Raw genomic sequence first — 20,639 nt, 5'->3', positions numbered from 1 at the left:
GTACGGCGGCCACCTGGCTCGCCGTCAACCTTCCGGTGATCCTGTTCGCCCGTGACGGCTGGTCGAAGTTCTACTCCTTCAGCAGGGAACGCGGCGTCGACTTCGGGTCCTTCTGGCTGATCCTCAACCAGCGCATGGACTCCCCCCTGAGCACCGACACCGTCAACACCCTGGCGATGGCGCTGATGTTCCTCGTCTGCCTGGGCATAGGAGCACTCGGGCTCATCGCACCGCGCCGCCCGCGCTTCGCGCAGCTGGCCTTCCTGGTGGTCGCCGCCTTCATCCTCACCAACAAGGTCTACTCGCCGCAGTACGTCCTGTGGCTGATTCCCCTCGCCGCGCTCGCGAGGCCGCGCTGGCGGGACTTCCTGATCTGGCAGATGTGCGAGGTCGCGTACTTCCTCGGGATCTGGATGTACCTGGCGTACACGACGAGCGGTGACGCCCACAAGGGCCTGCCCACCGAGGGCTATCAAGTGGCCATCGTCGTCCACCTGTTGGGGACGCTTTATCTGTGCGCCGTGGTCGTATGCGACATCCTGATGCCGGAACGGGATGTCGTGCGACGGGGTGGGGACGACGACCCTTCGGGCGGCGTCCTGGACGGGGCGGAGGACTCCTTCGTCCTGGGGGCCGGGGCTCATTCCGGACGTGCCGTGGCGCACTCCGCCGAGGGCCCGGTCGTGAAGTGGGGGTCGGCCACCGAGGGAGTTTCGCCCTGAGCGAACAGGGGCCGACGGCGGCTCCGCTCACGGCCGAAGGGGCCTGAGGGGAGCCGCCCGGGCTTGCGGCTAGCGGTCCACCATCCGGTCGAACTGCGTGGTGGTGTGCCGCAGATGGGCGACCAGTTCCTCGCCGACCTTCGGCTCCGGTGCGTCGGAGGGCACGAAGAGGATGGAGACCTGCATGTGCGGCGGCTCCGCGAACCAGCGCTGCTTGCCCGCCCACACGAACGGCGAGAGGTTGCGGTTGACGGTCGCGAGGCCCGCGCGGGCGACGCCCTTGGCACGCGGCATCATGCCGTGCAGCGCCTTCGGGGCCTCCAGGCCGACGCCGTGCGAGGTGCCGCCCGCGACCACGACCAGCCAGCCGTCGGAGGCGACCTTCTGCTGGCGGTAGCCGAACCGGTCACCCTTGGCGACGGCGGTGACGTCCAGGACGGCGCCGCGGTACTCGGTGGCGTCGTGGTCGCCGAGCCAGAGGTTCGTGCCGATGCGCGCCCGGAAACGGGTCTGCGGGAACTGCTGCTGGAGCCGGGCGAGTTCGTGGGCCTTGAGGTGGCTGACGAACATCGTGTGCAGCGGGAGGCGGGCCGCGCGCAGGCGGTCCATCCAGCCGATGACCTCCTCGACGGCGTCCGAGCCGTCGGTGCGGTCCAGCGGCAGGTGGAGCGCGAAGCCTTCGAGGCGTACGTCCTCGATGGCGGCGTGCAGCTGCGGAAGCTCCTGCTCGCTGATGCCGTGGCGCTTCATCGAGGACATGACCTCGATGACCACACGGGCGCCCACGAGGCCGTGCACGCCGTCCAGGGACGACACGGAGCGAACGACGCGGTCGGGCAGCGGCACCGGCTCCTCGCCCCGCCGGAACGGCGTCAGGACCAGCAGGTCACCGCCGAACCAGTCCTTGATCCGGGCCGCCTCGTAGGTGGTGCCCACCGCGAGGATGTCGGAACCGAAACGCGTGGCTTCCTCGGCCAGGCGCTCGTGACCGAAGCCGTAGCCGTTGCCCTTGCAGACCGGGACGATGCCCGGGAACTGCTCCAGCACGTGCTTGTGATGTGCCCGCCAGCGCGCGGTGTCGACATAGAGCGTGAGCGCCATGGCTGGATCCCGGAACCTTTCTCGTGTCTGCGGTGTATCAGAGTGATGAAACGGCAATTGTGCGGGATCAGCGGCGTGACATGTAGATGTCGAGCGCCTTGTGCAGCAGCTTGTTGAGCGGGAAGTCCCACTCTCCGATGTACTCGGCGGCCTCGCCGCCGGTGCCCACCTTGAACTGGATCAGACCGAAGAGGTGGTCCGTCTCGTCCAGTGAGTCGGAGATGCCGCGCAGGTCGTAGACCGTGGCTCCCATGGCGTACGCGTCACGGAGCATCCGCCACTGCATCGCGTTCGAGGGCCTGACCTCACGCCCGATGTTGTCCGAGGCGCCGTAGGAGTACCAGACGTGCCCGCCGACGACGAGCATCGTGGCGGCCGACAGGTTCACGCCGTTGTGCCGCGCGAAGTACAGCCGCATGCGGTTGGGGTCCTCGGAGTTGAGGGCCTGCCACATCTGCTGGAAGTAGCCGAGCGGGCGCGGGCGGAACTTGTCGCGGATCGCCGTGATCTCGTAGAGGCGCTGCCACTCGGCGAGGTCCTGGTAGCCGCCCTGGACGACCTCGACGCCCGCCTTCTCGGCCTTCTTGATGTTGCGGCGCCACAGCTGGTTGAAGCCCTTCTGGACCTCGTCCAGGGAGCGGTTGGCCAGCGGCACCTGGAAGACGAAGCGGGGCTGCACGTCGCCGAAGCCGGCGCCGCCGTCCTCGCCCTGCTGCCAGCCCATCCGGCGCAGCCGGTCGGAGACCTCGAAGGCACGCGGCTCGATGTACGTGGCCTCGACGTCCCGCAGCCGCTTCACGTCCGGGTTCTGGATGCCGGCCTTGATCGCCGGAGCGTCCCAGCGGCGGATCACGACGGGCGGGCCCATCTTCACCGAGAAGGCGCCCTGCTGCTTGAGGTGCGCCAGCATCGGCTGGAGCCACTCGTCCAGGTTCGGGGCGTACCAGTTGATGACCGGGCCCTCGGGGAGGTACGCGAGATACCGCTTCAGCTTGGGCAGCTGCCGGTAGAGCACCAGGCCGGCGCCGACCAGCTGACCGGTCCTGTCGTCGAACCAGCCCAGGTTCTCCGAGCGCCATTCGCTTTTCACGTCAGCCCATGCCGGGACCTGGCAATGACTCGCCGACGGCAGTGTCTGGATATACGCCAGATGCTGCTCGCGACTGATGGTCCTCAGGGTCAGACTCATTCGGGGCGCTCCTCGGGCTGGTGTGTCCCCATGGGTTCAGGGGCTCCGGCTCACGCGCCGAAGCCTACTGCGCCCTGGGAGCGCCCCGTCTGGCCGTACGTCACCTACGCCCCCGGCCCCCTCCCGGGGCCGGGCTGCCGGGCGGCGGTCAGCCGACGATTCCGCCGAAGAGTCCGCCGTGCGCCATGCCCAGGAAGAACCCGATCGCCGAGGCGCCGAGCCCCAGGATCAGGCCGAAGCGCTCGCGCGTCGTCGCCGAGATGAACTGGCCGTACGCTCCGGTGGCGATCCCGACCAGGCCCGTCCACGAGCTGAGCAGGTGGAGGTTGTGGAACATCGCCGTGACGAAGGCGATCGCCCCGAGCACCAGCGTCACGCCGACCAGCGTGTCCTGGAGCGGATGGGACTTGCCGTCGGTGGCGAGGAGGGAAGTAGCGCTGTTCGGTCGCATTGCCTGTGCCATGGAGGCACCTCCTGCGGAAGGCGGCGCATGGTAGCGCCGTACACACCCGATGTGTACAGATTCTGCCCGTACGCCGCCGGATTTCAACCGGAAGCCTCGGTGCAGGTAGTCTGTACCGTCTGCACCGGTGTCTGCCCAGGCCACGGCGAGCGCCCCGCCCCGTTGAAATCCGGCGGCGGGAGCCGATTGTCAGTGGCTGCCGATACCGTTGCGTACGCATCACGACCCTCCTGCCACGGAACGACCGTGGCCGCTGAGTCCAAAGGAGGTGGGTTCCACATGCGTCACTACGAAGTGATGGTCATCCTCGACCCCGATCTCGAGGAGCGCGCTGTCTCCCCGCTGATCGAGAACTTCCTCTCCGTCGTCCGTGAGGGCAACGGAAAGGTCGAGAAGGTCGACACCTGGGGCCGTCGTCGTCTGTCCTACGAGATCAAGAAGAAGCCCGAGGGCATCTACTCGGTCATCGACCTTCAGGCCGAGCCTGCGGTCGTCAAGGAGCTCGACCGACAGATGAACCTGAACGAGTCGGTCCTCCGGACCAAGGTCCTCCGTCCCGAGATGCACTGAGCTTTCTAGCTCAGCGGCACCCGGGAATCGAGTAGCAGCACCAAGCAGCCAGCAGCAAACCCGCCGAGAGGTTCCCCCATGGCAGGCGAGACCGTCATCACGGTCGTCGGCAATCTTGTCGACGACCCCGAGCTGCGCTTCACCCCCTCCGGTGCGGCGGTCGCGAAGTTCCGTGTCGCGTCCACCCCCCGCATCTTTGACAAGCAGACCAATGAGTGGAAGGACGGCGAAGGCCTGTTCCTGACCTGCTCGGTCTGGCGTCAGGCGGCGGAGAACGTCGCGGAGTCGCTCCAGCGAGGCATGCGCGTCATCGTGCAGGGCCGGCTGAAGCAGCGGTCCTATGAGGACCGTGAGGGCGTCAAGCGCACGGTCTACGAGCTGGACGTCGAGGAAGTCGGCGCCAGCCTGAAGAACGCCACGGCCAAGGTCACCAAGACCACCGGTCGAGGCGGCCAGGGCGGTTACGGCGGCGGTGGCGGCGGCCAGCAGGGTGGCGGCGGCTGGGGCGGAAGCTCCGGCGGCGGTCAGCCGCAGGGTGGCGGCGGCGCTCCCGCCGACGACCCCTGGGCGACCGGTGCTCCGGCCGGCGGCGGTCAGCCGCAGGGCGGTGGCGGTGGCGGCTGGGGCGGAAGCTCCGGCGGCTCCGGTGGCGGCTACTCGGACGAGCCCCCCTTCTAGGTCTCACAGGACTCGGAGCCTTCGGGCTCCGAGGTCTGCGGGCCGAGGGTGGGTCGTACCCCCACTTCTTGATCACACAGGAGAAACACCATGGCGAAGCCGCCTGTGCGCAAGCCTAAGAAGAAGGTCTGCGCTTTCTGCAAGGACAAGGTCACGTACGTGGACTACAAGGACACGAACATGCTGCGGAAGTTCATTTCCGACCGCGGCAAGATCCGTGCCCGCCGCGTGACCGGCAACTGCACGCAGCACCAGCGTGACGTCGCCACGGCCGTGAAGAACAGCCGTGAGATGGCGCTGCTGCCCTACACGTCCACCGCGCGATAAGGGAAGGGTGACCGACTAATGAAGATCATCCTCACCCACGAGGTCTCCGGCCTCGGTGCCGCCGGCGAGGTCGTAGACGTCAAGGACGGCTACGCCCGCAACTACCTGATCCCGCGGAACTTTGCGATCCGCTGGACCAAGGGTGGCGAGAAGGACGTCGAGCAGATCCGTCGTGCTCGCAAGATCCACGAGATCGCGACCATCGAGCAGGCCAACGAGATCAAGGCCCAGCTCGAGGGCGTCAAGGTCCGCCTGGCCGTCCGCTCCGGCGACGCCGGTCGTCTCTTCGGTTCCGTCACCCCGGCCGACGTCGCTTCGGCGATCGAGGCTGCCGGTGGTCCGAAGATCGACAAGCGCCGCGTCGAGCTTGGCTCGCCGATCAAGACCCTGGGCGCTCACACGACGTCCGTGCGTCTGCACCCCGAGGTTGCCGCGAAGGTCAACGTCGAGGTCGTCTCCGCCTAAGCGTTCCGCTTGGCTGGACTGAGTGAAGGGGCCGCACCCAATGGGTGCGGCCCCTTTGCCGTGGTCGCCGCCGTTTCACGTGAAACCCGCCGTTTCACGTGAAACAGTGGCGGGCCTGAGCAGGAGCGAGGCTCAGCGGGTGGCGCCGGTGACGATCCAGCGGCCGGAGCGGGAGCGCAGCCACAGGGTCAGCATCCGCACCATCATCATCAGCGTCATGGCCCCCCACAGGGCGGTGAGCCCGCCGCCGAAGACCGGTACCAACAGGGCGACGGGGGCGAACGCCGCCAGTGTGATCAGCATCGCCCACGCGAGATACGGCCCGTCGCCCGCGCCCATCAGAACGCCGTCGAGGACGAAGACGATGCCGCAGATCGGCTGGGCGAGCGCCACGACCACGAGGGCGGGCAGGGCCGCGTTCCGGACGGCGGGGTCGCCGGTGAAGAGCGGGATGAACAGCGGCCGCGCGAGGACGACCAGCAGGCCGAGCACCACTCCCGACGCGATGCCCCACTGCACCATGCGGCGACATACGGCACGGGCGCCTTCCGCGTCGTCGGCGCCCAGGTAGCGGGCGATGATCGCCTGCCCGGCGATGGCGATGGCGTCCAGGGCGAAGGACAGGAAATTCCACAGGGAGAGCACGATCTGGTGGGCGGCCACCTCGGCGTCGCCGAGGCGTGCGGCCACGGCGGTCGCGATCAACAGGATGGCCCGCAGCGAGAGCGTACGGACCAGAAGCGGGACTCCCGCCTGGGCGCAGGCCCGGATGCCGGCGGCGTCGGGTCGCAGCGAGGCGCCGTGCCGCCTGGCGCCGCGCACGACGACGAAGAGGTAGACCGCCGCCATGCCGCACTGGGCGATGACGGTGCCCCAGGCGGAGCCCGCGATCCCGAAGCCGGCACCGTAGACGAGAACGACATTGAGGACGCCGTTGGCGATGAAGCCGCCGAGTGCGACGTAGAGCGGCGTCCGGGTGTCCTGGAGACCGCGCAGTACGCCGGTGGCGGCGAGTACGACCAGCATGGCGGGGATGCCGAGTGAGGCGATGCGCAGATACGTGACCGCGTACCCGGCGGCGGCGTCCGAGGGGCCGAAGAGGTCCACGAGCGCGGGCGCGGCGGGCAGGACGACGGCGATGACGGCGGCGCCCAGGATCAGGGCGAGCCAGATGCCGTCCATGCCCTGGCGGATGGCGGCCGGGAGATCGTCGGCGCCCACCCTGCGGGCGACCGCGGCGGTGGTCGCGTAGGCGAGGAAGACGAAGACGCTCACCGCGGTCAGGAGGAGGCCCGAGGCGACGCCGAGACCGGCCAGTTGCGCGGTGCCGAGGTGGCCGACGATGGCGCTGTCGGCCATCACGAAGAGGGGCTCGGCGACCAGTGCGCCGAAGGCCGGGACGGCGAGCGCGATGATCTCTCGGTCGTGTCTGCGCCGGTCGGCCTTGGGCGCGGCGGAAGCCTGTGTCATGGGCACCAATCTAATCTTCCACAGGTAAGAGATGCAATGTTCTAGTGACCCTTACGTGGAGGCGCCTCAGGCGCTCCGGGGCGCGCCGTTTGTCGTGATCTTCGTCCGGTGGGGAAAGTTTTTCTTCTGCACAGCCGGTGGATGGGAAAGGCGCAGGTCAGAGGCGATGGATCGAGGTGTCTGAGGGCTTGTTCACAGGGCTGTCCACCGGCCCGTGCACAGGTTTGGCGGGGTTCTCCACAGCATCGGGCCCGTCATCCACACCGCCTGTGGATAACCAGATTGGCTGACGGTGCCCGCGGGCCTACCGTGGTCCGGCGCCCGCCTCGTCGTACGACCTCGGAAACCCAGCAAAACCGACGCGTCAGAACCGGAGTTGGGCCCCCTTATTTGTCAGTGTCGTGCCGTAGGAAAGAGGGGCACGGCTAGGTCCGCGCGGCGGACGGGAGGAGGTGGCCCGGTGAGTATTTCCGAGCCTTTGGACGACCCCTGGGCCGACAGCGGTCCCAGTGACCGTCTGCCCGTCTCCCGTCAGCGCCGCGACGGAGGCCGGGGCCGTGACGAGCAGCACGAGCGCGGACGCGAGGGCGGCTGGGACGGCGGGGGCTCGTCCTTCGAGCGCGTCCCTCCGCAGGACCTCGACGCCGAGCAGTCCGTGCTCGGCGGCATGCTCCTGTCCAAGGACGCCATCGCCGATGTCGTCGAGGTGCTCAAGGGCCACGACTTCTACCGGCCCGCGCACGAGACGATCTACGCCTCGATCCTCGACCTGTACGCGAAGGGCGAGCCGGCCGACCCGATCACCGTCGCGGCCGAACTCACCAAGCGGGGTGAGATCACCAAGGTCGGCGGCGCCTCGTATCTGCACACGCTGGTCCAGACGGTCCCGACCGCGGCGAACGCCGAGTACTACGCGGAGATCGTCCACGAGCGCGCGGTGCTGCGCCGCCTCGTGGAGGCCGGCACCCGTATCACCCAGATGGGATACGCGGCCGACGGCGACGTCGACGAGATCGTCAACAGCGCCCAGGCCGAGATCTACGCGGTCACCGAGCAGCGCACCACCGAGGACTATCTGCCGCTCGGCGACATCATGGAGGGCGCCCTCGACGAGATCGAGGCGATCGGCTCGCGGTCGGGGGAGATGACCGGTGTCCCGACCGGCTTCACCGACCTCGACCAGCTCACCAACGGCCTGCACCCGGGCCAGATGATCATCATCGCGGCCCGTCCCGCGATGGGTAAGTCGACGCTGGCGCTGGACTTCGCGCGGACCTGTTCGATCAAGCACAACCTGCCGAGCGTGATCTTCTCGCTCGAAATGGGGCGCAACGAGATCGCGATGCGTCTGCTCTCCGCCGAGGCGCGGGTGGCCCTGCACCACATGCGCTCCGGCACGATGACGGACGAGGACTGGACGCGGCTCGCCCGCCGCATGCCGGACGTCTCGGCCGCGCCGCTCTACATCGACGACTCCCCGAACCTGTCGATGATGGAGATCCGCGCCAAGTGCCGCCGGCTCAAGCAGCGCAATGACCTGAAGCTCGTCGTCATCGACTATCTGCAGCTGATGCAGTCGGGCGGTTCCAAGCGGGCCGAGAGCCGCCAGCAGGAAGTCTCGGACATGTCGCGAAACCTGAAGCTCCTGGCCAAGGAGCTGGAGCTGCCGGTGATCGCGCTCTCGCAGCTGAACCGTGGCCCCGAGCAGCGCACCGACAAGAAGCCCATGGTCTCCGACCTGCGTGAATCCGGCTCGATCGAGCAGGACGCGGACATGGTGATCCTGCTCCACCGCGAGGACGCGTACGAGAAGGAGTCGCCCCGCGCGGGCGAGGCGGACATCATCGTCGGCAAGCACCGTAACGGCCCGACGGCCACGATCACGGTCGCCTTCCAGGGCCACTACTCGCGCTTCGTGGATATGGCGCAGACCTGATCCGGGGCTCCCGGATGTTCGCCGTCGCCGGAGGATGCCGGAGGGGGCCGGAAGGTCAGGGTTTGGCCAGGGTGCGGTCGAGGAGGGGAAGCAGGCGGTCCCAGTGGCGCCGCATGCCCGAGGGGCTGAAGGCGTCGGTGTCGGACATGGTGAAGCCGTGGGCGGTGCCGGGGTAGATCTCGGAGGTGTGGTCGATGCCCGCCGCGTCCAGCGCCTGGTTCAGCTCGCTCAGGGTTTCGGGCGTCAGATCGGTCTCGGCGTGGCCGAAGTGGACCTGGGCGGTGAGCTTGGCGAAGGCCTCGGGCCCGTCCGCGCCCAAGGGCCCGTGGAATCCGGCGAGGGCGGCCACCTGGTCGGGGTGGGCCGCGGCGGTGCGCGTCGCCAGAAGGGCGCCTATGCAGTAGCCGGTCACCGCGACCGGTCCGGGGCTGATCTCGGGCTGGGCGGTGAGGAAACCGAGGTAGGCGTCGGCGTCGCGCAGGACGCGTTCGGCGGTGTGCGCCGCGATCAAGGGCATGACCTGGGCCATGACAGCGGGCCGGGCCTCTTCTCCGATGTACTCGGGAAGTTCGATCAGCGGTGCCGGGCCGTGCCGGTAGAGGAAGTTGGGGACGAGCACGTAGTACCCGTGTCCGGCCAGCTCGCGGGCCATCTCCCGCAGTACCGGGCGGATGCCGAAGCCGTCCGCGTACATCAGCACCGCCGGGTGCGGCTCGCCGTCGCCGGGAAAGGCGGCGAAAGCGTCGGACTGGCCGTCAGGGGTGGGGATCAGCAGTGTCTTGGTCCTGGTGGGCAAAGGCTTCCTTCCACGTAGTTCGGGTGTTCAGGGTTTGCACAGCGTTCGGCGCAAGCGAACGTATATCGTTAGTGCCACTAACGCAACGGATAAGATGGGTGCCATGACCCGTTCCGAACCCGCGGACATGCCCGATGACGGTGCGCTCAGGACGCCCGACAGATTGCGTCGGCGGGCGAGCCGGCTGTTGTCGCAGCTGACCATGCGGTCGGACCGGCTGGTCAACGAAGGGCTGGCGCGGGCCGACTCCCGCAAGTGGCACTACGCCGTGCTCGCCTCGTTGGAGGAGTACGGGCCGGGCAGCCAGGCGGAGCTGAGCAGGCGCTCCGGCATCTACCGGAGCGACATGGTCGGCGTGCTCAACGAACTGGCCGAGCGCGACCTCGTCGAGCGGGCGCCGGACCCCGACGACCGGCGCCGCAACATCATCACGATCTCCGCCCGCGGCCGCCGCCACCTGCGCCTACTCGACCACGTCCTGGACGACCTCCACGAGGAACTGCTTGCGCCGCTCGACCCGGCCGAACGCGATGAGTTCGTGGGGTTGCTCATTCGCCTGCTGGACCATCACACCCGGACTCCCTGACTCCGCCCTGATCGGGTTCCGGCGCGGCGGTGTCGTCCGACGTCGTTTCGGGCTTCGCGTAGAGGACTTCGCGGGCCTGCTCCGCCGCGCGGGCGATGCTCTCGCCGACGAAGTCGATGAAGCGGGCGATGTTCTCGAGGCGGGCCGCGGCCGGGGAGTCGGGCCCGAGGACGCTGACGCCCTGCCGCGCGGTCTCGGCGAACTGGGCGTGGGACCGGGCGGCGGCGGCCATCGACTGGTACCAGACGTCGTTGTCGACGATGTAGCGCTCACGTCGGCGCTCGTCGCGCTCCCGGCGGATGAGCCCCTGGCCTGCGAGGAACGTGGTCGCTTTGGAGACGGACGCCGGGCTGACCTGGAGGCGCCGGACGAGTTCGGACGCGGTGAGGCTGCCCGCGTCGGTGGTGTAGAGGCAGGTCAGCACCCGGGACATCATCTTGGGCAGGCCCTGCTGCATGAGGAGGGTCGTGAACATCTCCTCGTACGCGCGTACGGTCTCGGCGTCGCGGCCGTCGGCCGGCGGGGGCGTCTGCGGCCCCCGGGGCGCGGTCTGCCGGCGCCGGTGGGCGCGCTGCTCGGTGGCGCGGTGGGCCAGATCGGCGCGGTAGGCGGTGGGGCCGCCGTTCCGCATCACCTCGCGCGTGATCGTCGAGGTCGGCCTCTCGAGGCGTCGGGCGATCTCCGCGTAGGCGAGGCCGTCGGCCAGCCCCAGGGCGATCTGCTGGCGTTCCTGCTCGGTGAGCCTGCCTCCGGGCATCGCGATCTCCTTCGTGCTCTGTGCCGTGATGGCTCCAACGTAGCGTTTGTTTCTCCCCCAATGCAACGGACGGCTGAGAGCTTGTTGCGTTGAAGCTCAAACCATTGCAACGATGTCTCTGCTGTGACCTGCATAGACGTGCTATTTACGCAACGAAAGTGTTGCCGGATCCTTGAACGCAACGTAGCGTTTCTCAAGTCAGAAACAGCGCGCCAAGGAGATCATGATGCAGAAGTTCGACACCGCCACCCCGATCACCGCCCTCGTCGCCATCCCCGCCGGACGCATCCAGTTCATCGCCGCCGACCGGACCGACACCACGGTCGAGGTCCGGCCCGCGAACGCCTCCCACAGCCGCGACGTGAAGGCCGCGGAGCAGACCTCGGTCGCGTACGGCGACGGCGTCCTGCGGATCGAGGCCTCCGCGAAGCACCAGATCCTCGGCAGCTCCGGCTCCATCGAGGTGACGGTCCAGCTGCCCGCCGGTTCCCGGGTCGAGGCGAAGGCCGCCAGCGCTGGACTGAGGGGCGTCGGGCGGCTCGGCGACGTCACCTTCGAGGGCTCGCACGGCTCGGTCAAGCTCGACGAGACCGCGAGCGCCCGCCTCACCCTCCTCGCCGGTGACGTCTCGGTCGGCCGCCTGGGCGGCCCCGCGGAGATCAGCGTCCAGAAGGGCGACATCCGGGTCGCCGAGGCCGTGCGCGGCACGGTCACCCTGCACACCGAGGCCGGTGAGGTGTCGGTCGGCGCGGCCCACGGCGTCTCCGCCTCCCTGGACGCCGGCACCACGTACGGCCGGATCCACAACTCGCTCAGGAACACCGACGGCGCCGCCGCCGACTTGAACATTCACGCGACCACCGGCTACGGCGACATCGTCGCCCGCAGCCTCTGAGGAGCGCCCATCATGACCAAGCCGGCCATCGCGGCGAACGGGCTGCGCAAGTCCTACGGCGACAAGATCGTGCTCGACGGCATCGATCTGACCGTCCCCGAAGGAACGGTCTTCTCCCTGCTCGGGCCGAACGGCGCCGGGAAGACCACCGCCGTCAAGATCCTCTCCACTCTCGTCACCGCCGACGCCGGCGAGATGCGGGTCGCCGGGCACGACCTGGCCACTGACCCGCAGGCCGTGCGGGCCGCGATCGGCGTCACAGGGCAGTTCTCCGCCGTCGACGGCCTGATCACCGGCGAGGAGAACATGCTCCTCATGGCGGACCTGCACCACCTGCCCAAGCGGGAAGGCCGACGGGTCGCCGCCGAACTCCTTGACCGCTTCGACCTGGTGGAGGCCGCGAAGAAGCCCGCGTCCACCTACTCCGGCGGCATGAAGCGCCGCCTGGACATCGCCATGACGCTGGTCGGCGCCCCGCGGATCATCTTCCTCGACGAGCCGACCACCGGCCTCGACCCGCGCTCCCGCCACAACATGTGGGGCATCATCCGCGGCCTGGTCTCCGACGGCGTCACCGTCTTCCTCACCACCCAGTACCTGGAAGAGGCCGACGAACTCGCCGACCGCATCGCCGTGCTCAACGGCGGCAAGATCGCTGCCGAGGGGAGTGCCGACGAACTGAAGCGGCTCATCCCGGGCGGGCACGTGCGGCTCAGGTTCACCGACCCGGTCGCGTACCAGGCCGCCGCCGTCACCCTGCGCGAGGTCACCCGGGACGACGAGGCGCTGTCCCTGCGGATTCCCAGCGACGGCAGCCAGCGCGAGCTGCGCTCCCTCCTCGACTGGCTGGACGCGGCCGGAGTCGAGGCGGACGAGCTGACCGTGCACACCCCCGACCTCGACGACGTGTTCTTCGCCCTGACCGGCGGCACCGACATTCCCCATCAGGCCAAGGAGGCCGTCCGATGAGCGCCCTCGCCCTCGCCTTTCGCGACTCGTCCACGATGCTGCGCCGCAACCTCCTGCACGCACGGCGCTATCCGTCCCTCACCCTGAACCTGCTGCTCACGCCGATCATGTTGCTGCTGCTCTTCGTCTACATCTTCGGCGACGCGATGAGCTCGGGCATCGGCGGCGGCACGCCGGACCGCTCCGCGTACATCGCGTACGTCGTCCCGGGTCTGCTCCTGATGACCATCGGCAGCACCGTGGTCGGAACCGCGGTGTCCGTCTCGAACGACATGACCGAAGGCATCATCGCCCGCTTCCGTACGATGGCGATCCACCGTCCTTCGGTGCTCATCGGGCACGTCGTCGGCAGCGTGTTCCAGGCGGTCGTCAGCGTGGTCCTCGTGGGCGCCGTCGGTGTGGCCATCGGTTTCCGGTCGACGGACGCGACCGCCCTGGAGTGGCTGGCGGCGTTCGGGCTGCTCGTGCTCTTCGCCACGGCGCTCACCTGGATCGCGGTCGGCATGGGCCTGATCAGCCCGAACGCCGAGGCCGCCGGCAACAACGCGATGCCGCTGATCCTGCTCCCGCTGCTCTCCAGCGCCTTCACGCCGGTCGACGCCATGCCCGGCTGGTTCCAGCCGATCGCCGAGTACCAGCCGTTCACCCCGGCCATCGAGACCCTGCGGGGCCTGCTGCTCGGCAGCGAGATCGGCCACAACGGGTGGCTGGCGGTCGCCTGGTGCCTGGGTCTCGCGGTGCTCGGCTACTTCTGGTCGACCTCGAAGTTCAACCGCGACCCGAAGTAGCCGCCGTGACAGCGCGGGCAACACATCTGAATTCACTCGACGCGCGGACACCTCGCAGGTGAACTGGTCCCATGACGACCCACGAAGAATTGCTCCCCGCCACTCGCCGGGCCCTGCTGCACCGCGTCGCGACCGCCCAGGCGGAGGGGCGGGCGCCCTCGCTGGTGGCCTCGGTGGCCCGGGACGGCGAGATGGTGTGGAGCGCCGGCCGCAGCATGGTGGACGGGCACGCGCCGGACGAGCACGTGCAGTACCGCGTCGGCTCCCTCACCAAGACCTTCACCGCCGTCCTGGTGATGCGGCTGCGGGACGAGGGCCTGCTGGACCTGGCGGACCCGCTGGAGAAGCACCTGCCGGGGACCGGCGCGGGAGAGGCCACGATCGGCGAACTCCTCTCGCACACCGGCGGGTTGGCGGCCGAGACACCGGGTGAGTGGTGGGAACGCACTCCAGGGGCGAGCCGCCCCGAACTCGCCGACGTCCTCGGTGACGAACCTTTCAAGCACCCCGCCGGCCGCCGCTTCCACTACTCCAACCCTGGCTATACGTTGCTCGGTTCGCTGGTGGAGGCGCTGCGGGGCGCCCCTTGGGAGGAGGTGCTGCGCCGCGAGGTGCTGGAACCGCTCGGGCTGAGCCGCACGAGCGCACAGCCCAAGGCCCCGCACGCGGGCGGGTGGGCCGTGCATCCGTGGGCGGACGTGATGATGCCGGAGCCCACGGAGGACCTGGGGCTGATGGCCCCGGCAGGCCAGCTGTGGTCCACGGCGGCGGACCTGGCGCGCTTTGCATGTTTCCTCATGAAGGGCGATGAGCGGGTCCTCGGTGCGGAGTCCGTACGGGAGATGCGGACGCCGTCGGCGCCCTCGCAGGCGGAGAGCTGGGACAGGACTTACGGCCTCGGAATGGACCTGCTGCGCTGGGAGGGGCTGAGCCTGGCCGGGCACACCGGTTCGCTCCCGGGCTTCCTGGCCGGTCTGTGGGTGAGCGAGCGCGAGGGGGTGGCCGCGGTCGCCCTCGCCAACTGCACCTCAGGGCCGCTGGTCGCGGGCCTGGCCGCGGACCTGGTGAAGATCGTGACGGAGGCCGAGCCGCGTATCCCCGAGCCGTGGCGTCCGCTCACTGAAGTCGACGAGAAGGTCCTGGAGTTGACCGGGCCCTGGTACTGGGGCACTCAGGTGCTCGCGCTCCGGCTCCAGGCCGACGGTGCCGTCTCCATCGGCCCGCTGTCCGGCGCGGGCCGATCGGCGCGGTTCCGGGCCAACGGCGACGGCACCTGGACAGGGCTCGATGGCTACTACGCAGGAGAACTGCTGCGGGCGGTGCGGCGACCGGACGGCACGGTGAGCCATCTCGACCTGGGGTCGTTCGTCTTCACGCGGCAGCCGTACGACGAGGGAGCGCCTGTTCCTGGTGGGGTGGATCCGCAGGGGTGGCGTGCCTTCTAGCAGCCGGTGACGAGGGTGCCTGTTTCACGTGAAACAGGCACGAGAGGACACTAGAGGCACTGTTTCACGTGAAACAGTGCCTCTCGCCCGTCTTCGCCCCGGTCGGTCAGCCGACCCGTCAAGTACCGGGCCGGTCAGCCGACCCGTCAAGTACCGGGCCGGTCAGCCGACCCGTCAAGTACCGGGCCGGTTGACCGACCCGTCAAGTACCGCCTCAGAGCTGGAGCTTGAAGCCCAGATGCGAAGCGGTGAATCCGAGCCGTTCATAGAAACGGTGGGCGTCGGTACGGGTGGCGTCGGAGGTCAGCTGCACCAACTGGCAGCCCTGGCGCCGGGATTCCTCGACAGCCCACTCGATGAACCGTGTCCCGAGCCCGCTGCCGCGCTCGTCGGCGTGCACACGGACGCCCTCGATGATCGAGCGAGTGGCACCCTTGCGGGAGAGCCCTGGAACGATCGTGAGCTGGAGCGTGCCGACCACGCGCCCCTCGCGTACGGCGACGACCAGGTGCTGGTTCGGGTCATCGGCCAGCCGCTGGAACGCGGTGACGTACGGGGTGAGGTCGTCCGGCGACTCGCGTGTGGCGCCCAGCGGGTCGTCGGCGAGCATGCCCACGATGGCGGGCAGGTCGTCGGCGACGGCGGGGCGTATCTCAAGATCTCCCATGGCCGCAGCCTAGGCGGGGAGGCGCGGCGTTTCCCAGCCTAGGCGGGGACACGCAGGGTTTCGACGGCCCTGACCAGCGGCGCGAGTTCGGGATCGCGCGCCGCTTCGTCGAGCGCCTCACGCAGTGCCGCGTCGTTGGTGGGGCGTGCCTCATCGAGGAGCGTGGCCCCGGCCTCGCTCACGTCCGTGTAGATGCCGCGACGGTCGGTGGGGCACAGATAGCGCGAGAGCAGCCCGCGGTCCTCGAGGCGGGTGACCAGCCGGGTGGTGGCGCTCTGGCTGAGCACCACGGCATCGGCGACCTGCCGCATCTGCAGATGGCCGCCCTCGCCGTCGTGCTGGCGGCTCAGGACGTCGAGCAGGGAGTACTCGCGCACGCTCAGGCCGTGCTTGGCCTGGAGGGCGCGCTCGATGTGGGTCTCGATCCGCCCGTGGAGCAGGGAGAGCGCGCACCAGCCCTGGGCAAGGGCGGTGAGTGCGGGATCCGTCGCTGTCATGGCTCTTGTTTCCTCCGTCCCGGAGTGACTGCGTCCCAGGATAGTCCACACACGCAATATCCGGCGTTTGCAATTAACCAGCGTCTGCAATTATTGTGGACGCACGTTAAGCGCACCTGCAATCGTCTGGAAGGTAGATCCATGCCTCTCGCGCTACTGGCCCTCGCGATCGGGGCCTTCGGGATCGGGACCACCGAGTTCGTGATCATGGGGCTCCTCCCCGAGGTCGCGGGTGACTTCGGCGTCTCCATCCCCACGGCCGGCTTTCTCGTGACCGGCTACGCCCTCGGTGTCGTTCTCGGCGCCCCGCTGATGACCGTCCTCGGCACCAAGATCTCGCGCAAGCGGATGCTGATGCTGCTGATGGGCCTGTTCATCGCGGGCAATCTGCTCTCCGCCGTCGCGCCCGTCTTCGGCGTGATGCTGGCGGGCCGGGTCGTCGCGTCCCTCGCCCACGGCGCCTTCTTCGGTATCGGCTCGGTCGTCGCCGCCGAGCTGGTCGCCCCCGAGAAGAAGGCCGGCGCGATCGCCATGATGTTCACGGGCCTGACCGTGGCCAACGTGGTCGGTGTGCCGCTCGGCACCTTCGTCGGGCAGACCCTCGGCTGGCGGATGACCTTCACGATCGTGGCGGCGCTCGGCGTCCTCGGCCTCGCGGGCGTCGCCAAGCTCGTCCCGGACCTGCCCAAGCCCGAGGGCGTGCGGCTCCGCCACGAACTGGCCGCCTTCCGCAACGTACAGGTGCTCCTGGCCATGGCGATGACGGTCCTCGGCTTCGGCGGAGTCTTCGCAGCCGTCACCTACCTGGCGCCGATGATGACGGACGTCGCCGGATACGCGGACTCCTCCGTGACCTGGCTGCTCGTCCTGTTCGGCGTCGGCATGGTCGCCGGCAACCTCATCGGCGGGAAGTTCGCGGACCGCGCGCTGATGCCGCTGCTCTACATCTCACTGGGCGCCCTGGCCGTCGTGCTCGCCCTCTTCACGCTCACCGCGCACAACAAGATCGCGGCCGCCGTGACCATCGCGCTGGTCGGCGCGCTGGGCTTCGCGACCGTACCGCCGCTGCAGAAGCGCGTCCTCGACCAGGCCTCCGGCGCCCCCACCCTCGCCTCGGCCGTCAACATCGGCGCCTTCAACCTCGGCAACGCCCTCGCGGCCTGGCTCGGCGGCATCGTCATCGCCGCGGGCCTCGGCTACACCGCCCCGAACTGGGTTGGTGCCGCCCTCGCGGCGTCCGCTCTCGTCCTGGCGATCCTCTCGGCCGCGCTGGAGCGCCGCTCCGGCAGGACCGCCCCGAGCCTCGTCGTTGCCGGCGCGGCACCTGTCGAGCAGGCCACGCCCGTCCATCACTGACCTCTCCCCCGACTCACCCAGCACCACCCCGCAAGGAGAACCCCCTCATGAGCACCAACACCGCCGTCGCCCCGCTGACCATCGAGGACGCCGAAGCCCTCGTCACCGCGGCCCGCCGCGCCGCCGAGGCCGCCGACGTCACAGTCAGCGTCACCGTCCTCGACGCGGGCGGCCACCTCCTCGCCTTCCGGCGCGACGACCGGGCCGTGCTGATCTCCGGCGAGACCAGCACCCGCAAGGCCTACACCGCCCTTCAGCTGAACGCCCCGACCGCCGACCTGGTCGACGCCGTCCAGCCCGGCGGCCTCTTCCACACCCTGCCCACCGCCCTCGACCGGCCGCTGCTCTTCATCGCGGGCGGTGTGCCGGTCCACCGCGACGGCCGCCTGATCGGCGCGATCGGCGTCGGCGGCGGTGCGCCCGAACAGGACCACGCCTTCGCGGTGGCTGCCCTGGAGAGCGTCGGATAACGCTCGTCCCCAGGTATACGGAGGCGTACGAGCCGCGTGGCGGCGTCAGCCGGCTGCCACCGTCAGCGGTGCGAAGCGTCGGGTCCAGTCGCCGGGCAGCTCGGGCGTGCCGTAGGTCATCACCGTGTTGAAGGCGATGGATTCGAGGCCGCTCGCCTTCACCCAGGCCAGCAGCTCTTCGTGCCGTACGTCGATGTCGGTGCGCAGCGGACGGTCGGTGTGAGCAGCGAGCGAGGCGATGAGTGCCTTCGCGGTCTCCGTGTCGCGGGCGATGAGCGGGCCGACGACATGGGTCTCCATGTTCGGCCAGGCCCCCGCGTATCCGATGATCTCGCCGTCGGCCATCGCGACCCGGAGCTGGTCGGTGAAGGCGGGAAGCCGGGTGATCACATGCGTCCGGTCGTGCCCGAAGACCGCGGTGTCGAGCCGCAGGATGGCGGTCAGATCCTCGGCGGTGGCCGGGCGGGTGGCGATGCCGGGGAGCGGGCCCGCGGGAGTGAGGTGGCCGCGGACCATCTCGGCGCGGCCGACCGCCTTGAAGCCGAGCTGTTCGTAGAGGGGGCGGCCGTTGGGTGTCGCGTGGAGGGTCATCGGGATGGCCGCCGCCTGCTCGATGGCGTACTGCATCAGACGGCGGCCGATGCCCTGGCGGGCGTACCGCTCGGCGACGAGGACCATGCCGATCGCCGCGAGGCCGGGGCGCTCCTGCGGGCCGTACCGGGTCACTACGTAGACACCGATGAGGCCGTGGCCGTCGGGGTCGTCGATGCCGTAGCCGGTTCCGGCCGACAGCAGGAGACCCCATTTGTGTTCCTCACGGGGCCAGCCCCGGTCCTCGGACAGATCGGCGCAGGACGTCAGATCGCGGGGGGTGAGTCGGCGGACGGGGAGTGCGGAGAGGGAAGGTGTCGACACTCTGGTCAGGCTGTCTGACGTACGTCCTCGGCGTCCACCCGTTTGTGGGCAGAAGCACGTCGCTTTTGATCGCGCTGCTTCCGGCCGCGTCGGGTGAGCCCCCAGGGCTTGAGCACCGACAGGACCGTCATGAACAGGTATGCGCCGAGTGAGACGAGAGGGCCGGCGATCAGGTCGGCCGTGTCGGTGATGGGGTGGCCTGCGGTGACCGTCGCGACCGAGTCGTCGATGCCGGGGCGCAGGGCGAAGACCCACGCGGTCGTGGTGGCCAGGGTCAGCCAGAACTTCGTATAGACCCAGCGGTGCCTGGCGAGTCCCCACTGCGTGCCCAGGGACAGCAGGAGCCCGCTCACCAGGGTGAGCAGGGCGAGGGGGAGCACCAGCCAGTCCGCGAAGACCTTCATCGAGCGGACGGCGGCCTCGGTGGCCGTGGCGGAGTCGGTCGTGATCGCGGTGAGGGCGAGAGCGACGAGCCCGAGCGTGAGCCCGAGCCAGCAGGCTGCGCCGACTACATGGACGACCAGGGTGGCCCGGCGGGCGGGGCGGCTTAGTTTCACGTGAAACACGGTGCCAACCGAGGAGGGCCAGGGCGTCTGACAGCGGGAGTAACCGTGGGTACTAGCCTCGGCGTACATCGCGGTCCCGGCCGTGCGCCTGTCCTATGTCGGGCGGACCCGCGTAAGGCGTACGAATTGGTGCGGCAAGCCCGCCAATTGAGGCAATTGGCAGGTGAGCGCGTTGAATTCCCAAGGATGGGAAGGGGGCTTGTGTGTCAGGCGGCGGCCGGTATGGTCGACCCCGGTTCGTGCCGGGTGTGGTCCAGCACACTCTGGGGGGCACGCACGCAAGTCACGAAGCTTAACGGGGTGCGGAGATCCAGAGCCGGTACTTCTTGTTATGCGTCGACGCGGCGGCTGTGAATGGGATGCTGCGGTGAGACGACTGCGGCCAATGTCACATTTTCAACCTACTTGTCCGTAGTTCTGGAATCCAAGGTTCAATGTGGCCGGATCAGTCAACAAGGCAGAGCGGGGAAAGCAGACGGCTTCCGGCAGGAAGCGCACAGACCGATCGAGAGATGTTCGAGGCGAGGCACAGCATGGACGCTCCGACCACCACGTCGGGGGACGACGGCACTTCCGGCGGTGGGGGCGGCTGGTTCACCCCGCGCAGGCCGCCCAAGCGGCCGGAGGAAGGGCAGCAGCAGCCCGGCGCCGACGTGCCGGAGGGGGTCGACGCGCGTCGGCCGGCCTCGATACGTCCCCTGGGCAGGGCCGAGTCGCCCGCGTCCGCCCCGGCGCCTGCCGCTGAGCCCGCCCCGGCGCCTGCCGCTGAGCCCGTGCGTGAGCCTGCCGTTGAGCGCGCTGCCGAGCCTGGCTTTGAGCCCGCTGGCGAGCCTGCTCTTGAGTCCGCGGAAGCGTCTGCGGCGCAGCCCGCGGATGTGGCCGTGGACGAGCGAATACCGGCGGCCCGTGTCGCCGCGACCGCCCGTGCGGCTTCGGCTTCCCCCGCCGCAGCGGCGCCCGGCGTCGCAGTGGCCCCCGATGCCGCGATGGCCTCTGGCGTCGCAACTGCCC

General features: G+C 69.3%; 23 protein-coding genes. 13 read left to right on the top strand and 10 right to left on the bottom strand.

Going from position 1 to position 20,639, the window contains the following annotated elements; translation table 11 throughout:
• The coding region (locus tag GKQ77_RS10310) for a glycosyltransferase family 87 protein (RefSeq protein ID WP_372459854.1) at window positions 1–722 on the top strand (722 nt) is incomplete at its 5' end.
• Between the two features lie 69 nt (window positions 723–791).
• On the opposite strand, the gene GKQ77_RS10305 is transcribed toward GKQ77_RS10310, so the two are convergent.
• From GKQ77_RS10305 to GKQ77_RS10295, 3 genes are all read right to left on the bottom strand, one after another.
• Window positions 792–1,823: an alanine racemase gene (locus GKQ77_RS10305; protein WP_219688409.1), complete on the bottom strand. Its 1,032-nt coding sequence runs from the start codon at window positions 1,821–1,823 to the stop codon at window positions 792–794.
• Between the two features lie 67 nt (window positions 1,824–1,890).
• Window positions 1,891–3,012 carry a lipid II:glycine glycyltransferase FemX gene (locus GKQ77_RS10300; protein ID WP_125513930.1) on the bottom strand — a complete coding sequence of 374 codons (1,122 nt, stop codon included), beginning with the start codon at window positions 3,010–3,012 and terminating at the stop codon, window positions 1,891–1,893.
• A 148-nt stretch (window positions 3,013–3,160) separates the two neighbouring features.
• Window positions 3,161–3,475 (bottom strand): hypothetical protein, encoded by a 315-nt coding sequence (locus GKQ77_RS10295; RefSeq protein ID WP_125513929.1) that lies wholly within the window; start codon window positions 3,473–3,475, stop codon window positions 3,161–3,163.
• 279 nt (window positions 3,476–3,754) lie between these two features.
• On the opposite strand from GKQ77_RS10295, the gene rpsF reads away from it, so the two are divergent.
• The 4 genes from rpsF to rplI all read left to right on the top strand — a co-directional run bounded on the left by rpsF (window position 3,755) and on the right by rplI (window position 5,515).
• Complete coding sequence (rpsF, locus tag GKQ77_RS10290) at window positions 3,755–4,045, top strand: 30S ribosomal protein S6 (protein WP_016644628.1); 291 nt, start codon at window positions 3,755–3,757, stop codon at window positions 4,043–4,045.
• A gap of 78 nt (window positions 4,046–4,123) precedes the next feature.
• Window positions 4,124–4,723, top strand: a complete 600-nt coding sequence (locus GKQ77_RS10285) for a single-stranded DNA-binding protein (RefSeq protein WP_219688408.1) — start codon at window positions 4,124–4,126, stop codon at window positions 4,721–4,723.
• Between the two features lie 90 nt (window positions 4,724–4,813).
• Window positions 4,814–5,050, top strand: a complete 237-nt coding sequence (gene rpsR, locus GKQ77_RS10280) for a 30S ribosomal protein S18 (protein WP_003949403.1) — start codon at window positions 4,814–4,816, stop codon at window positions 5,048–5,050.
• An 18-nt stretch (window positions 5,051–5,068) separates the two neighbouring features.
• Entirely contained in the window at window positions 5,069–5,515 is a 447-nt protein-coding gene (rplI, locus tag GKQ77_RS10275) for a 50S ribosomal protein L9 (RefSeq protein ID WP_125513927.1), read from the top strand.
• A 132-nt stretch (window positions 5,516–5,647) separates the two neighbouring features.
• Here the strand turns inward: rplI and GKQ77_RS10270 are convergent, their stop codons facing one another.
• Window positions 5,648–6,985 carry an MATE family efflux transporter gene (locus GKQ77_RS10270; RefSeq protein ID WP_219688407.1) on the bottom strand — a complete coding sequence of 446 codons (1,338 nt, stop codon included), beginning with the start codon at window positions 6,983–6,985 and terminating at the stop codon, window positions 5,648–5,650.
• Between the two features lie 460 nt (window positions 6,986–7,445).
• On the opposite strand from GKQ77_RS10270, the gene dnaB reads away from it, so the two are divergent.
• Window positions 7,446–8,921: a replicative DNA helicase gene (dnaB, locus tag GKQ77_RS10265; RefSeq protein ID WP_125513925.1), complete on the top strand. Its 1,476-nt coding sequence runs from the start codon at window positions 7,446–7,448 to the stop codon at window positions 8,919–8,921.
• Between the two features lie 55 nt (window positions 8,922–8,976).
• Here the strand turns inward: dnaB and GKQ77_RS10260 are convergent, their stop codons facing one another.
• Entirely contained in the window at window positions 8,977–9,717 is a 741-nt protein-coding gene (locus GKQ77_RS10260) for a dienelactone hydrolase family protein (protein WP_219688406.1), read from the bottom strand.
• Between the two features lie 103 nt (window positions 9,718–9,820).
• On the opposite strand from GKQ77_RS10260, the gene GKQ77_RS10255 reads away from it, so the two are divergent.
• Window positions 9,821–10,303, top strand: a complete 483-nt coding sequence (locus GKQ77_RS10255) for a MarR family winged helix-turn-helix transcriptional regulator (RefSeq protein WP_219688405.1) — start codon at window positions 9,821–9,823, stop codon at window positions 10,301–10,303.
• Here the strand turns inward: GKQ77_RS10255 and GKQ77_RS10250 are convergent.
• Window positions 10,266–11,060, bottom strand: coding sequence for a helix-turn-helix domain-containing protein (locus GKQ77_RS10250; RefSeq protein WP_219688404.1), 795 nt, complete (start codon window positions 11,058–11,060; stop codon window positions 10,266–10,268). The genes GKQ77_RS10255 and GKQ77_RS10250 overlap by 38 nt on opposite strands.
• Window positions 11,061–11,286: 226 nt before the next feature.
• Between GKQ77_RS10250 and GKQ77_RS10245 the strand changes: the two genes are divergently transcribed.
• The 4 genes from GKQ77_RS10245 to GKQ77_RS10230 all read left to right on the top strand — a co-directional run bounded on the left by GKQ77_RS10245 (window position 11,287) and on the right by GKQ77_RS10230 (window position 15,157).
• A complete protein-coding gene (locus tag GKQ77_RS10245) occupies window positions 11,287–11,955 on the top strand; it encodes a DUF4097 family beta strand repeat-containing protein (protein ID WP_219688410.1) in 669 nt (222 codons plus the stop codon).
• 12 nt (window positions 11,956–11,967) lie between these two features.
• The gene (locus GKQ77_RS10240; protein WP_219688403.1) at window positions 11,968–12,924 is read left to right on the top strand and encodes an ATP-binding cassette domain-containing protein; all 957 of its coding nucleotides are present in this window, start codon (window positions 11,968–11,970) and stop codon (window positions 12,922–12,924) included.
• Window positions 12,921–13,712: an ABC transporter permease gene (locus tag GKQ77_RS10235; RefSeq protein ID WP_219688402.1), complete on the top strand. Its 792-nt coding sequence runs from the start codon at window positions 12,921–12,923 to the stop codon at window positions 13,710–13,712. The genes GKQ77_RS10240 and GKQ77_RS10235 overlap by 4 nt, the downstream gene beginning before the upstream one ends.
• A gap of 71 nt (window positions 13,713–13,783) precedes the next feature.
• A complete protein-coding gene (locus GKQ77_RS10230; RefSeq protein WP_219688401.1) occupies window positions 13,784–15,157 on the top strand; it encodes a serine hydrolase domain-containing protein in 1,374 nt (457 codons plus the stop codon).
• Window positions 15,158–15,371: 214 nt separating this feature from the next.
• Here GKQ77_RS10230 and GKQ77_RS10225 read toward each other — a convergent pair whose 3' ends face one another.
• Entirely contained in the window at window positions 15,372–15,824 is a 453-nt protein-coding gene (locus tag GKQ77_RS10225; RefSeq protein WP_219688400.1) for a GNAT family N-acetyltransferase, read from the bottom strand.
• A 38-nt stretch (window positions 15,825–15,862) separates the two neighbouring features.
• Entirely contained in the window at window positions 15,863–16,321 is a 459-nt protein-coding gene (locus GKQ77_RS10220) for a MarR family winged helix-turn-helix transcriptional regulator (RefSeq protein WP_125513915.1), read from the bottom strand.
• 141 nt (window positions 16,322–16,462) lie between these two features.
• Between GKQ77_RS10220 and GKQ77_RS10215 the strand changes: the two genes are divergently transcribed.
• Complete coding sequence (locus GKQ77_RS10215; RefSeq protein ID WP_219688399.1) at window positions 16,463–17,677, top strand: MFS transporter; 1,215 nt, start codon at window positions 16,463–16,465, stop codon at window positions 17,675–17,677.
• Window positions 17,678–17,724: 47 nt separating this feature from the next.
• Window positions 17,725–18,147, top strand: a complete 423-nt coding sequence (locus GKQ77_RS10210; protein WP_219688398.1) for a GlcG/HbpS family heme-binding protein — start codon at window positions 17,725–17,727, stop codon at window positions 18,145–18,147.
• A gap of 45 nt (window positions 18,148–18,192) precedes the next feature.
• On the opposite strand, the gene GKQ77_RS10205 is transcribed toward GKQ77_RS10210, so the two are convergent.
• Both GKQ77_RS10205 and GKQ77_RS10200 read right to left on the bottom strand, forming a co-directional pair.
• Window positions 18,193–19,062: a GNAT family N-acetyltransferase gene (locus GKQ77_RS10205; protein ID WP_219688397.1), complete on the bottom strand. Its 870-nt coding sequence runs from the start codon at window positions 19,060–19,062 to the stop codon at window positions 18,193–18,195.
• A 5-nt stretch (window positions 19,063–19,067) separates the two neighbouring features.
• Window positions 19,068–19,619: a DUF2269 domain-containing protein gene (locus tag GKQ77_RS10200; protein ID WP_219688396.1), complete on the bottom strand. Its 552-nt coding sequence runs from the start codon at window positions 19,617–19,619 to the stop codon at window positions 19,068–19,070.
• Between the last annotated feature and the right edge of the window lie 1,020 nt (window positions 19,620–20,639).

The organism is Streptomyces anatolicus (assembly GCF_019400875.1).
Classification (GTDB): domain Bacteria; phylum Actinomycetota; class Actinomycetes; order Streptomycetales; family Streptomycetaceae; genus Streptomyces; species Streptomyces anatolicus.
Note: the sequence above shows the minus strand (reverse complement) of the source record. Positions and strands in the feature narration are given on the sequence as shown.